The 12710-nt window shown below is 64.0% G+C and carries 15 protein-coding genes; 7 read left to right on the forward strand and 8 right to left on the reverse strand.

The genetic code is table 11. From position 1 onward, the window contains the following. The first annotated feature begins 97 nt into the window (after positions 1-97). On the forward strand, positions 98-283 hold the full coding sequence (locus tag ACVIIW_RS01650) for a hypothetical protein (RefSeq protein WP_456699145.1): 186 nt from the start codon (positions 98-100) through the stop codon (positions 281-283). Between the two features lie 91 nt (positions 284-374). Here the strand turns inward: ACVIIW_RS01650 and ACVIIW_RS01655 are convergent, their stop codons facing one another. The 4 genes from ACVIIW_RS01655 to ACVIIW_RS01670 all read right to left on the reverse strand — a co-directional run bounded on the left by ACVIIW_RS01655 (position 375) and on the right by ACVIIW_RS01670 (position 1759). Then, the gene (locus ACVIIW_RS01655; RefSeq protein WP_456699146.1) at positions 375-716 is read right to left on the reverse strand and encodes a GcrA family cell cycle regulator; all 342 of its coding nucleotides are present in this window, start codon (positions 714-716) and stop codon (positions 375-377) included. A gap of 27 nt (positions 717-743) precedes the next feature. Next, positions 744-920, reverse strand: a complete 177-nt coding sequence (locus ACVIIW_RS01660) for a hypothetical protein (RefSeq protein WP_456699147.1) — start codon at positions 918-920, stop codon at positions 744-746. Between the two features lie 146 nt (positions 921-1066). After that, entirely contained in the window at positions 1067-1378 is a 312-nt protein-coding gene (locus tag ACVIIW_RS01665) for a hypothetical protein (RefSeq protein WP_456699148.1), read from the reverse strand. A 165-nt stretch (positions 1379-1543) separates the two neighbouring features. Then, positions 1544-1759, reverse strand: a complete 216-nt coding sequence (locus ACVIIW_RS01670) for a dodecin family protein (protein ID WP_456699149.1) — start codon at positions 1757-1759, stop codon at positions 1544-1546. A 225-nt stretch (positions 1760-1984) separates the two neighbouring features. On the opposite strand from ACVIIW_RS01670, the gene ACVIIW_RS01675 reads away from it, so the two are divergent. Beyond that, positions 1985-2260: a hypothetical protein gene (locus ACVIIW_RS01675; RefSeq protein WP_456699150.1), complete on the forward strand. Its 276-nt coding sequence runs from the start codon at positions 1985-1987 to the stop codon at positions 2258-2260. A 66-nt stretch (positions 2261-2326) separates the two neighbouring features. After that, positions 2327-2770 carry a CBS domain-containing protein gene (locus tag ACVIIW_RS01680; RefSeq protein ID WP_456699151.1) on the forward strand — a complete coding sequence of 148 codons (444 nt, stop codon included), beginning with the start codon at positions 2327-2329 and terminating at the stop codon, positions 2768-2770. Between the two features lie 148 nt (positions 2771-2918). Here ACVIIW_RS01680 and ACVIIW_RS01685 read toward each other — a convergent pair whose 3' ends face one another. Both ACVIIW_RS01685 and aspA read right to left on the reverse strand, forming a co-directional pair. After that, positions 2919-4244, reverse strand: coding sequence for a dicarboxylate/amino acid:cation symporter (locus ACVIIW_RS01685; protein ID WP_456699152.1), 1326 nt, complete (start codon positions 4242-4244; stop codon positions 2919-2921). A 30-nt stretch (positions 4245-4274) separates the two neighbouring features. After that, positions 4275-5705, reverse strand: a complete 1431-nt coding sequence (aspA, locus tag ACVIIW_RS01690) for an aspartate ammonia-lyase (RefSeq protein ID WP_456699153.1) — start codon at positions 5703-5705, stop codon at positions 4275-4277. 172 nt (positions 5706-5877) lie between these two features. Here aspA and ACVIIW_RS01695 point away from each other — a divergent pair, with 172 nt between their 5' ends. Beyond that, positions 5878-6768 (forward strand): LysR family transcriptional regulator, encoded by an 891-nt coding sequence (locus ACVIIW_RS01695; RefSeq protein ID WP_456699154.1) that lies wholly within the window; start codon positions 5878-5880, stop codon positions 6766-6768. 79 nt (positions 6769-6847) lie between these two features. Beyond that, positions 6848-7564, forward strand: a complete 717-nt coding sequence (cuyB, locus tag ACVIIW_RS01700; RefSeq protein WP_456699155.1) for a cysteate racemase — start codon at positions 6848-6850, stop codon at positions 7562-7564. Between the two features lie 8 nt (positions 7565-7572). Here cuyB and ACVIIW_RS01705 read toward each other — a convergent pair whose 3' ends face one another. Beyond that, on the reverse strand, positions 7573-8745 hold the full coding sequence (locus tag ACVIIW_RS01705; RefSeq protein ID WP_456699156.1) for an MFS transporter: 1173 nt from the start codon (positions 8743-8745) through the stop codon (positions 7573-7575). Between the two features lie 60 nt (positions 8746-8805). Between ACVIIW_RS01705 and ACVIIW_RS01710 the strand changes: the two genes are divergently transcribed. Both ACVIIW_RS01710 and ACVIIW_RS01715 read left to right on the forward strand, forming a co-directional pair. Further along, a complete protein-coding gene (locus ACVIIW_RS01710) occupies positions 8806-9606 on the forward strand; it encodes an AraC family transcriptional regulator (protein WP_456699157.1) in 801 nt (266 codons plus the stop codon). A 288-nt stretch (positions 9607-9894) separates the two neighbouring features. Then, positions 9895-11247 carry a malonyl-CoA decarboxylase gene (locus ACVIIW_RS01715; RefSeq protein WP_456699158.1) on the forward strand — a complete coding sequence of 451 codons (1353 nt, stop codon included), beginning with the start codon at positions 9895-9897 and terminating at the stop codon, positions 11245-11247. A 133-nt stretch (positions 11248-11380) separates the two neighbouring features. Here ACVIIW_RS01715 and ACVIIW_RS01720 read toward each other — a convergent pair whose 3' ends face one another. Beyond that, on the reverse strand, positions 11381-12550 hold the full coding sequence (locus tag ACVIIW_RS01720) for a mandelate racemase/muconate lactonizing enzyme family protein (protein WP_456699159.1): 1170 nt from the start codon (positions 12548-12550) through the stop codon (positions 11381-11383). Positions 12551-12710 lie beyond the last annotated feature (160 nt).

Genomic DNA, 12710 nt, shown 5'->3' on the forward strand with positions numbered 1-12710 from the left:
GAGAGGGCCACACTGCATTGGGACGAGAACCACACGACTAAGTGAATGGTCTGATCCGCACCGGCCACGGCGCGGAGTGTTGGCGGTTCATCCCGGCATGACTATCCCCGACAAACTGACGGAGTGTAAGGAAGCTAAGCCGTCCCGGCTGGAGCAGGCACGACTGGATGACTTCGCCTTACCTGCGACGCAGTACGCGCTCAGCGGTGACGTGAGCATCGCCTATCAGGTCATGGGCAATGGTCCCATCGATCTCGTGATGGTGCCGGGCCTGGTTTCGTAGCCGCGAAGCGGACGAAGCCTTGGTACACGACGGCCGCCCCCTCGAGTTGGGCCAGGCACGGACGGAGCGCAACAAGTTTGAGGGTGAGCTATCAGCGAGTGTTTCTGACCGCCTCAGCCAGAATGGCGTAAAGCTGCGGCTTGCTGAATTCGTCGGGCTGCGGCCTCTTCCCTGTGTTTCGCGACACCTTCTTTGCGACTGGACGGGCGCAGGCTGCCGACGATGCCGGCCTCAGCTTTGGGGGCGGCCTTATGCTCGGTCTTGCTGTAGGTGGCTTGCGGCCGCGCTTCAGGCCCCTTCGGGTCAGCATGCCGCAGACCGCATTACGGCTGCACCCGAGACGGCGCGCAATCTGCGCGGCGCTCTGTCCTGCGGACCAGAGTTCAGTCAGAAGCGCGATGTCTTTCGCATCCCAGCCCATGGGAGATATCATAGCGCAGACTGCCGAACGCGCACCAGTCTAGTCTTCGTCCGGCTCGCGCACGACCGGCGGTTCATCAGCGTCATCTTCCTCATCGTCGTCTTCGTCCTCGTCGTCTTCATCGGGGTCTCTTGGCGGCATCGCGGTGCCCATGAGCACGAGCGGTGTCCAGCCGATCGCGGCGGCGAAAAATGTTTCGGAGGTGTGTTGCTTCATGGTGTTGCCATTCCTCGAAAAGAACGCGCAGTCGCATATCCCTGGCCGATGACGTGCAGATGCCGAAGGCGCGCAAACGCGACGGGATCAGGTCGACTGCATCAGCCGCGGGCGGCCCCCGCCACGTAACCTTGTGACGTTTGCGCCTACCTTATGCCAGAGGACGCATCGGGCTCTATGTTCACCAACACTTCGCCGGTGGTAATTTCGGGAACTCCAAGATCGAGGTCATGTAGACTTGCTTGAGCAAACGCCATTATCTTGTCGTTCGCTGTATTGGCGCTTTCGCGGTCGTCAAAGATCATCACGGCGATACCGACACCGTCGCCCGCATCCAGCACATAGTAAGATCTGAATCCCGGCGATTGCCTCAGGATCTGGCCGACCCCACTCCTGGCGCGGCGAGCGGCGTCCGCTACCGAACGAACCTTGGTGTACTTGCGAATGAGCATGTACATGACGTCACCACGCTGCCAAACGCCGCTCGCATCAAAGCATATCGGTCCCCCGTCAGGCTAGGGGCCAACTTCCGAGCTGTCACACCGCCCGGTCGGGCGGACCGCGCAACGCGCCTGTTTCCAATGAGCCATCTTCGCCCACGAGCGCGGGCGAGGTGCGGAGGCTTAGGAGCCCTCGAACTTGAACGATACGTTGAGCTTGGCGCGATAGGCTTCAACCTTTCCCTTTTCATCAAGTTGCATATCGAGCTTGACGACCTCTGCAATGCGAAGATCGCGGAGAGATTTTGCAGCTTGCTCCACCGCATTGGCGGCCGCTTTCTCCCACGAGTCACTGCTGGTACCGACCAGTTCTATGACCTTGTAGACGCTATCAGGCATGTCATCCTCCTGTCCGACATGACCCGGGAAATCTAGCATCAGGATCTCGACGCCGATACCGTTTCGCGAATGCCCCGGAACAAGAAGACAACTGCATTCGCGGAGGGCGGCTCTTGGCCCGAGCTAAAAGGGTCCGACTGGCTGCCGCTTTGCTGTTGAGCTGTCCTCTGTCATCCCAATCGTCCTGATGCTTGCCTTGGGGCCGCAGGGTCGGACAGCATCAGGATGCCCGCTCCCGACCCGGATCGTACGTCGGATCTCGTGTTGTGCGAAACCGTCGACACCGCTGCCCCATGGAATGCTCTTCATTTACAGCAGGCTGGCCTGTCGCAGTTTACGCGCAAGACGGCGCGAGAACTGGATTTAACGATGCCGACATCCATTCTACTCAGCGCCGACGAGGTGATCGAACAGGCGGGTCGACGTCGCTTATTGCCCTTGGGGCGCTGCGGCGCGCAGGGGCCACAAATCGTTCGAGTTGAGCGTTCGGCGCGGTGCTGACGAGACGAGATATTTCGACTATCCTTCCATGCGGGCATTCAAGGCGGGGCCCACGAGAGGAGACCGATGAGCACCGTAAAAAACGCTCTGGCCCAGAAGGGTGGCGCCCTGATCCACGTCGGTTCCGGCGACATGGTCGTCGAAGCTTTGCGCAAGATGCGCGACGACCGGGTCCGGTCGGTGCTGGTCATCGACGACGACGTGCTTGTCGGCATCGTGACCCAGGGTGACTGCGCGATCAAAGTGCTGCTGCCCGGGCTCGATGCGAAGCAGACACCGGTGGGCCAAGTGATGACCGGCAACCCGGTGACGGTCAAGCCGGACGATCCACTGGACCGCTGCATGGCAATGATGGCTCAGCGCAGTTTTCGCCATCTGCCGGTGCTGGACGCGGGCAAGGTCGTCGGAGTGATCTCGATCGGAGACGTTGTCAAGAACATCATCCGGGACTTGGAGCACAACGTGGACGACCTGATGGGCTACATCATGAAGGACGGGCCCGGGGGCTGACAGACGAACTGCCGTGCCGCACATCCAGGCAAGTTGCCCGGCGAAAAGCACGTCGCCGAAAGCCGCCGCCAAGCCCAAAGACCCCGGGGTCTCTCCCGGGGCCCTTCGATCACGCGCAGAATTTTCCCGAGGGGGCGGACCCGCGCCTTTATCCCCCCGCTGCACCAACCGCGGCGACGCCAGGCACGACGGTCTCCGACGTGCCCTCTTCGACCAGACCTCGCTCGTCTTCCCACTTCGCCACGGCAGCCGTTGCGATGCCGTTGCCGATGACGTTGGTCATGGTCCGCCCCATGTCGAGGAACTGGTCGATACCCATGATCAGAAGCATGCCGCCCACCGGCAGGTTGAACATCGGTAGCGTCGCGGCAACGACGACGAGCCCGGCGCGCGGCACGCCGGCGATGCCCTTGCTGGTCACCATCATCACCAGCAGCATGACGAGCTGCTGCGTGACGCCCAGCTCGATGCCGTAGGCCTGGGCGATGAACAAGGCCGCAAACGCCTGGTACATCATCGAGCCGTCGAGGTTGAAAGAATAGCCCAGCGGCAGCACGAAGCCGGAGATGCGCTCGCTGACACCGAACCTGGTCAATTGCTCGATCATCTTGGGATAGGCAGCCTCGCTGCTCGCCGTCGAGAAGGCCAGCAGCATCGGCTGGCGCAGCAGGCCGATGAGATGAAGGACGGGCCGGCCCAGCGCCAGCAGACCGGCGAGGACGAGGACGGTCCAGAGCACCGCCAGGCTGAAATAGAATGTGGCGATGAACTTGCCGTAGGTCAGGAGCACGCCGAGCCCCTGCGTGGTGATGACAGCCGCAATCGATGCGAACACGCCGAGCGGCGCGAACTTCATCACGAAGCTGGTGATCTGCAGCATGATGTGGACCAGTTCGTCGATCGACGCCGCGATGATCCTGGCATGGCTGGTCTTCAGCCTGCTCAGCGCCAGTCCGAAGAACACGGCGAAGACCAGGATCTGCAGGATCTCGTTCGCGGACATGGCCTGGGCGATGCTGGTCGGAAAGACGTGGGTGATGAAGTCCTTCAGATTGAAGCCGGCGGTCTGCAACGTGCTGGTGGCATCGGCATCGGGAAGCGGCAGCTGCAGGCCGTGCCCCGGCGCGAACAGGTTCGCAAAGACCATGCCGAGGCCGAGCGAGACGAGCGAGGCCGAGACGAACCAGCCCATCGACCTGGCGGCAATGCGGCCGACCGCTCCGCCTTCGGAGCCGAGGCTGGTGATGCCTGACACGATCGTGGCGAAGACGAGCGGCGCAATGATCATCTTGATCATGCGCAGGAACACATCGGTGACAACAGAGAAATAGCCGGCGATGGTCTTCGCCATCTCCGGCGTCGGAGCCAGTTCGTGGCAGGCGTAACCCGCCAGGATGCCGAGCAGCAGGCTGAGCACGAGAGCATTGGTCAGACGGTTGGACCGCGCAGGTGAATTATCGGCGCTTGATGTCATTTCCTTGTTTCCTCCCTTGGACGCTTTGGTTCACGACGGTTGGATCTGGCGGCCATCCTGGTCCGCGGCGGCCAGACTTTGCGGCCGCGTCAGCATCTCGGGCTTCAGGATCGCCGCGAGGGTGGCCTCGGTGAGCAGCCCGCGCTGGCGCACCAGCTCGGCAACGCCGCGACCCGACGCATGAGCCTCCACGGCGACGGCCGTGGCGGCGGCATAGCCGATGTATGGATTGAGTGCGGTCACCAGGCCGATCGAGTTCTCGACATCGGCCCGCAGCCGGTCCCGGTTGGCTGTGATCCCCGCGACGCAGCTCCGCTCCAGTGTCAGGCAGGCCTGGCTGAGATGGCTGATGCTCTTGAACAGGCTGTGCGCAATGATCGGCTCGAACGCATTGAGCTGGAGTTGGCCGGCTTCGGCGGCCATCGTCACCGTGATGTCGTTGCCAATGACTTCGAAGGCGACCTGGTTCACGACTTCAGGGATCACGGGGTTGACCTTGCCGGGCATGATCGAGGAGCCGGCCTGGACGGCCGGCAAATTGATCTCCCCGAAGCCGGCCCGCGGGCCGCTCGAGAGCAACCGGAGATCGTTGCAGATCTTGGAGATCTTGACCGCGACGCGCTTCAGCACGCCCGAGATCTGAACGAATGCACCGCAATCCTGCGTCGCCTCGACGAGATCAGGCGCGGTGACCAGCGGCAATCCGGTGATCGCATTGAGATAGCGGCAGACGAGACGCGCATAATCCGGATGCGCGTTGATGCCGGTGCCGATGGCGGTCGCGCCCATGTTGATCTCGTGGATCAGCAGCCCCGCTTCGCGCAGCCGCTCCTGATCCTCGCCGACCATGACGGCGTAGGTGTTGAACTCCTGTCCCAGCGTCATCGGCACCGCATCCTGCAGCTGGGTGCGGCCCATCTTCAGGACATCCTTGAACGAACAGGCCTTGCCGGCGAAGGCGAGACGCAGCACGTCCATCGCCTCCACGAGATTCTGCAGGCCATGAGACGTCGCGATCTTCAGCGCGGTGGGGTACACGTCGTTGGTGCTCTGGCTCATGTTGACGTGCTCGTTCGGATGCAGCGCGGCGTACTCGCCCCTGCCATGGCCGAGGATTTCCAACGCCCGGTTCGCGATCACCTCATTGGCGTTCATGTTGGTGGAGGTGCCGGCGCCGCCCTGGATCACGTCAACGACGAACTGGTCGTGGAGGCGGCCGGCCCGCAATTCCTCGCAGACCGCCACGATCGCCCGCCCGCGGCGCTGGTCCAGCAGACCGAGCTCCATGTTGGAGAGCGCCGCCGCCTGCTTGACGGCAGCGAGCGCATTGATCAGCTCGGGATAGGCCGAGATCGCGATGCTCGAGATCGGAAAGTTCTCGACGGCGCGCATGGTGTGAACGCCGTAATAGGCCTCAAGCGGCACCTCGCGCTCGCCAAGCAGATCATGTTCCGTCCGCATGTTTTCTCCCGCAAATCGGCTCCGTTGTCCGCAGACAGCGGCAGGGGATGCATGCGCCGAGGGACGGAGGGCCGTCCAATGTTATGCCGGCAAGTTCTATTCCGAATTTGCATAGATTTCCCCGGCGCGTCAGGGCATCTTCCGGCGAGCGAGGCTGACCGGAGCAGGCACGATGGAGTTGAAATGGCTGGAGGATTTTCTCAGCCTCGCCCGCACCCGCAGCTTCTCGCGCGCGGCCGATGAGCGGCACGTGACGCAATCGGCGTTCAGCCGCAGGATCCAGGCGCTGGAGCTTTGGCTCGGCGTGTCCCTCGTCGACCGCAGCAGCTATCCGACCACGCTGACCACCGAGGGCCGCGAATTCCTGGAGACCGCGGAAGAAACGGTCCGTATGCTGCATGCGAGCCGTCTCGCGCTTCAGGCCAGCAAACGGCCGAACACGCAGATGGTCTCGGTCGCGGCCCTGCACACTTTGTCGCTGCATTTCTTTCCGCGCTGGTTCAGGAGCATCGAGCAGGAGGTCGGGCCGATCGGCAGCCGGTTGCTGCCCGACGATTTTCACAGTTGCCTGCAGGCGCTCGTCGAAGGCAGCTACGACTTCCTGCTCACCTTCCATCACGCCAATGTGCCGATCCTGCTGGAGCCGGAGCTCTACCCCCATGTCGTCGTCGGCATGGACAGTTTCGTCGCCGTGCGCAGTGCAACATTGGCGGCCGCGGCGGACGATGCCGCTTCGCTTCCCCTGCTCAGCTATGCCTCGAACTCTTTCCTGGGGCGGGTCGCCACCTTCGCGCAGGCCCAGGCCGGCTCGCCGCCCGCGCACGTGACGCATACCAACGAGAACGCCATGGCGGAGGGGCTGAAATTCATGGCGCTGGAGGGCTATGGCCTGGCGTGGCTGCCGCGCAGCCTGGTCGCCCGGGAGCTGGACGAGGGCACCCTCACCATTGTCGGCCCCGAGATTCCGCTGGAAGTCCGGCTCTATCGCAGCGCGCGGAGGACGCGGCCGATCGTGGAGAAGGTCTGGAGCGCCGCGCAGGCGGCCAGCCCCGAAACTATGTAGAAGCCGCATATGCCGTTCTGAACAGGCATTGGATTTGCCTGAAGCAAGCATGCATCGTGGCTCCAGCAAGGAGACTTCGATGCTTGGCATTCTGGGCGGCATGGGCCCGATGGCGACCGTGGATTTCATGGGCAAGATCGTCAGGAACACCCCCGCATCCTGCGACCAGGACCACATCCAGATGGTGGTGTGCGCGGCAACCGATGTGCCCGACCGAACCGCCGCCATTCTCGGCCGGGGCCCGGATCCCCTTCCCGCCATGCTGAATGCCTTGCGCCGGCTCGAGCTGTCCGGCGCGACCCGGATCGCCATCCCCTGCAACACCGCCCACCATTGGCACGGCGCGCTGCAGGGCGAGACGCCGGTGCCGATCATCCACATCGTCGACGCCGTTGCCGACGGGCTCGCTGCGCAGCAGGCGAGCAACCCGACCATCGGCCTGCTTGCGACCGACGGCACGGTGCACGCCGGAATCTACCAGCAGCGCCTGGCCGAACGCGGTTATGCCTGTGTGGTGCCTGGCGCGAAGGCGCAAGCCGAGGTCATGCGCGCGATCCGACTGGTGAAGGCGGGACACACGGACGAAGCGGCCGGCATTCTGGGCCGGGAAGCAGAGGCGCTCGCGGCCAGGGGCTGCTCGCACGTCGCCATGGCCTGCACCGAAATCCCCCTGGCCCTCGCCACGCTGGACTGCGATATCGGCGCGGCATTGCTGGACCCGACCGACCTTCTCGCACGGGCCTGCGTCAGATCATGCCTGGCCGCGCCGCAGGAGGCGATGCGGGAAGTCGCCTAGCCCTTCCCTCACGCCGCAGCGGGCGCCTCGATCTCGCGCGGCAGGATGATCGCCGCCGCGATCGCGAGCAGGCAGAGGCCGGCGAAGGCGTGCAGCATGGTGACGAAGCCGCCCTGCCCGTAGAGCCAGGCGACGAGGCCGACCGAAGCGCCCGCCGCGGTGAAGCCGATGAAATAGCGCACCGCGTAGGCGCGCGAGCGCCATTCCTCGCTGGTGTATTTGCCGACCATGGCATCGTTGACCGTGACCTGGCCGAACGCGCCCATGACGATGCCGATCGAGACCAGGATCAGCGGCAGATTCGACAGGCTCGCGGCCAGATACAGGAACGGCGCCAGCATGAAGGACAGCGGCAGCGCCACCGTCTTCAATGAGTAACGGTCGAGCAGCCGGCCGATGGTGTACTGCGTCATCGCGCCGAACACGTAGACGCAGGCGGCGATGACCCCGAGCCACGCGGGGCTCCTGGTCAGGTCCGCGAGCCGCTCGGCGAACAGCTTTGGCAGCGCGACGGTGACGGCATTGAACGTGGTGGAGATCGCGATCACGACGATGAGCAGCGACAGCACCACGCGCCACATGTCCTGTTTTGCCACCCGCGCCTGCGCCGCCGCCTGCTTGCTGCCCTTGCGGTCCTCGTGCACCACCATCATCGCGAAGGCGAGGCCGATCAGGATGGTGACGATGCCGGGGATGATGAAGGCAGAGCGCCAGCCGAGATATTGGCCGATCACGCCGGTGACCAGGGCGGACGAGGCCACGCCGAGATTGCCCCAGACGCCGTTGATGCCCATCTCGCGGCCGAGCCTCTCGGCATAGGACACGATCATCGCCGTGCCGACAGGGTGATAGATCGAGGCGAACACGCCGATCGCAAGCAGCGCGCCGCCGAGCTGCAGCGGGGTCTGCACGAAGCCGACCGAGATCATGGCGGCGCCGATGCCGATGAAGAAGATCAGCATCATGTGGCGGCGGCTCCAGCGGTCGCCGAGCCAGCCCGTCAACAGCGAGCCGGCGCCAAAGGCGATGAAACCGGGGGTCGCGTAGGGAAGCAGTTCCGAATAGGCCATGCCCAGCGCCGGCCCCATGATGATCACGGCGGCGGCGAAGATCAGCATCGAATAATGGTCGATGAAATGGCCTGCGTTGACGAAACTGATGACCCTGGCGGGGCTGTTCATTCGGAATTCTCTCCTGCTCCGAAAGGAGTTATATGTCATGGGCATGACGGAATGCTGCCAATGACTGTCGTCGAAACGCCAATCCTCCGGGAGGTCCAGGGTAATCATCGCTCCACCGCGGGCGTGCACCTGGTCGCGCGCGATTATCCGAAGGGCATGCGGATCGATCTGCACATGCACCGCGAGTCGCAGCTGATCTATGCGGCGAAGGGCACGATGCAGGTGACGACGCCAGGAGGACGCTGGCTGGTGCCGCCGGACCGCGCGGTCTGGGTGCCGGCCGGGCTCGAACATGCCATCGACCTGCTCGCCGACATCGAGATGCGCACGCTGTATTTCGACCTCGCCTGGCTCAAGCGCGAGCAGCGCTACGAGGGGCTGACCAAAGAATTCGTGGTGCGGGTGTCGCCGCTGCTCAACCAGGCGATCCTCGCGCTGTTCGACGCGCGCAACACCGCGGAGCGCACCGAGCTGCTGGTGCGCCTGGCGATGCTGGAATTGCACCAGGCCGAGGATTCCGCGACCTTCGTGCCGCTGCCGCACGAGCCGCGCTGCCGGCGCGCGGCGATGATCGTGCTCGACGATCCAACCGGCCTGCACGACATCGACACGCTGGCGCGCGAGGTCGGCACCTCCGCGCGCACGCTGTCCCGGCTGTTCTCGAGCGAGACGCAGCTCAGCTTCAAGAGCTGGTGCCAGCGCGCAAGGATTGCCGCGGCGATCCGGCGGATATCCACGGATGCGAATGTCTCGATGAAGCAGCTCGCGACGCAACTCGGCTATGCCAGCGTGCCGGCGTTCTCGGCCGCCTTCCGGCAGGTGACGGGTCGGACGCCGACGGAGTTTGCGGGGAAGGATTGAGGCGAACGCGCCCGCGTCACCGTCATTGCGAGGAGCTCGCGACAAAATTGCGTAGCAATTGCGCTGATGCGACCAAGCAAGCCGGACTGTCCGGCCAAGGGATTCTGGATTGGTTCGCTTCGCTCGCCATGGCGTTGTGAGGCAACTGCCCCCAGCCCGGCACAGCGGCAGTCTCGGAAATGCACGGCCCGACTAAAGATGCCGCATCCCACCGCTTGATTGTGATCGGCTTCCGCCTAAATCCGATGTAAGCTTCCGCACCGCACAAACCCGGATTCGAAAGCCCAGATGGCCAATGCCTTCTTCTCCGACCTGCTCGCCACGATCTCCGAGCGCGGCCGCACCCTGCTGCGCCGGGGGAATTCAGCCGATACCCGGCAGGACGCCGATGGACTGATCGCGCTCTGCGGTGCGCTGCTGTCGGGCCGGGGCGAAGCTTCCGGCACCGCCATGGCGCGCGAGGTGCTCGACATCTACCGGCAGCTGGATGCGGCAGGACGCCGCGCCTTCTTCGAAGGCCTGCTGCGCGATTTCGGTCCGGATCGGGAGCGGCTGTCGAAGGCGATCGAAAGGTGGCGCACTCAACCTGATGACGAGGATGCGAGCTCGCTGCACTTCGCCTCGGAACCGCGGCGGCAGGAGCTTATCCGGCGTCTCAACCGCGCGCCTGGCGGGACCGGCGACCTCGTCGCCATGCGTGCCGACCTGCTCGGCATGATGAACGGACACACCCACCTCGCCGCGCTCGATCGCGACGTCTCGCATCTTCTCTCTTCGTGGTTCAACAGGGGGTTTCTCGTGCTGCGCCGGATTGACTGGTCGACCCCGGCCAACATCCTCGAAAAGATCATCCGCTACGAAGCCGTGCATGAAATCAGGGACTGGGACGATCTGCGCCGTCGCATCGATCCGGTCGACCGCCGCTGCTACGCCTTCTTCCATCCCGCGATGGTCGACGAACCCCTGATCTTCGTCGAGGTCGCGCTGACCGAGACGATTCCCGGCGCGATCGCGCCGCTGCTGGCCGTCGATCGACAGTATCTTCCGATCGAGAAAGCGCGCACCGCCGTGTTCTATTCGATCTCCAACACCCAACGCGGCCTGGGCGGCATCTCGTTCGGCAGCTTCCTGATCAAGCAGGTGGTCGAGGAGCTGCGCCGCGAATTGCCCAAGCTCGACAGTTTCGTGACGCTGTCGCCGGTGCCGGGCTTCATGTCATGGCTGAAGCAGGACAAGGACCTGCCGCTCTCGGACGAGGACCGCGAGATCCTCAAGCGGCTCGACGATCCCAAATGGTACGAGAATCCGGAGACGACGACGCAGCTGCGCGGCGTCATCGAGCCGCTCGCCGCCTATTATTTCCTGAAGGCGCGGACGTCGAAAGGCCGCCTGATCGATTCCGTCGCCCGCTTCCACCTCGGCAACGGCGCGCGGCTCGAGCGCATCAACTGGCTCGGCGACCTCTCGCCGAAGGGCCTGCGCGAATCCGCCGGCGTCATGGTGAACTATCTCTACCGCCTCGACGACATCGAGAAGAACCACGAAGCCTACGCCAATGACGGCGAAGTCGTGGCGTCGAGCGCGGTGAAGAAGCTGCTGCGGGGCGAAGGACGACGGTTGCTGGATATGCGGTTGTCGTAGGGGGGCGGGCGGACTCACTGTTCACGCCCGCCGTCATTGCGAGCGCAGCGAAGCACTCCAGACTGCCTCTGCTGAAAGACTCCGGGTTGCTTCGCTTCGCGCGCAATGACCGAGTATGCGGCAGCGTGTCGGCCTACTCCGCCAGCGCCTGCATCTCCCTGTAGAGTTCGGACTTGCCTTCGAAGCCGATGCCCGGGAGCTCAGGCATGGTGATGTGGCCGTTTTCGACGCGGACGCCGTCGGGGAAGCCGCCATAGGGCTGGAACAGGTCGGGGTAGCTTTCATTGCCGCCGAGCCCCAAGCCGGCCGCGATGTTGAGCGACATCTGGTGGCCGCCGTGCGGGATGCAGCGGCTGGGGGACCAGCCGTAGGTCTTCAAGACTTCCAGCGTGCGCTGATACTCGCACAGGCCGTAGGACAGCGCGCAGTCGAATTGCAGCCAGTCGCGATCCGGGCGCATGCCGCCGTAGCGGATCAAATTGCGGGCGTCCTGGTGGCTGAAGAGATTCTCGCCGGTCGCCATCGGACCGGGATAGAATTCGGCGAGCGCGGCTTGCAACGCGTAATCGAGAGGATCGCCTGCTTCCTCGTACCAGAACAGCGGATAATCGCGCAGCATTTTTGCGTAGGCGATACCGGTCTCGAGATTGAAGCGACCGTTGGCGTCGACGGCGAGCTGCGCGTCCTTGCCGATCTCGTTCAGCACCGCCTCGATGCGCTTGCGGTCCTCGTCGATATCGGCGCCGCCGATCTTCATCTTCACGACGTTGTAGCCGCGATCGAGATAGCCGCGCATCTCAGCTCGCAGCATCGCGAGATCCTTGCCGGGATAATAATAGCCGCCGGCGGCGTAAACGAAGACGCGCGGATTGGCCTTCACACCATGGCGCTCGGCGAGCAGACGAAACAGCGGCTTGCCCGCGATCTTCGCCACCGCATCCCACACCGCCATGTCGATGGTGCCGACCGCGACCGAGCGCTCGCCATGGCCGCCCGGCTTCTCGTTGGTCATCATCGCGGCCCAGACCTTGTCAGGGTCGAGATTGTCAGCCGATGCATTCAGCAGCGACTTCGGATCGGCCTCCGTGATGCGCGACGCAAAGCGCTCGCGGATCAGGCCGCCCTGCCCGTAGCGGCCGTTGGAGTTGAAGCCGTAGCCGACGACGCGCCTGCCGTCCGCTACCGCGTCGGTGACGACGGCAACGAGGCTCGTCGTCATCTTGGTGAAGTCGATATAGGCGTTGCGGATTGGGGACGAGATCGGTTTGGTGATCTCGCGGATGTCGACGATGCGGACGGACATGGGGACGGCCTTTCACTTTCGTCATTGCGAGCGTAGCGAAGCTATCCAGAGTGTATCCGCGGAAATAGTCCGGATTGCTTCGCTTCGCTCGCAATGACGGGGAGAGGGAGTGGGGCTCCTCGCAATGACGAGGACAGAGAGCGCCCGTCGCAATGACGAG

This window comes from Bradyrhizobium sp. USDA 4449, from assembly GCF_054056275.1.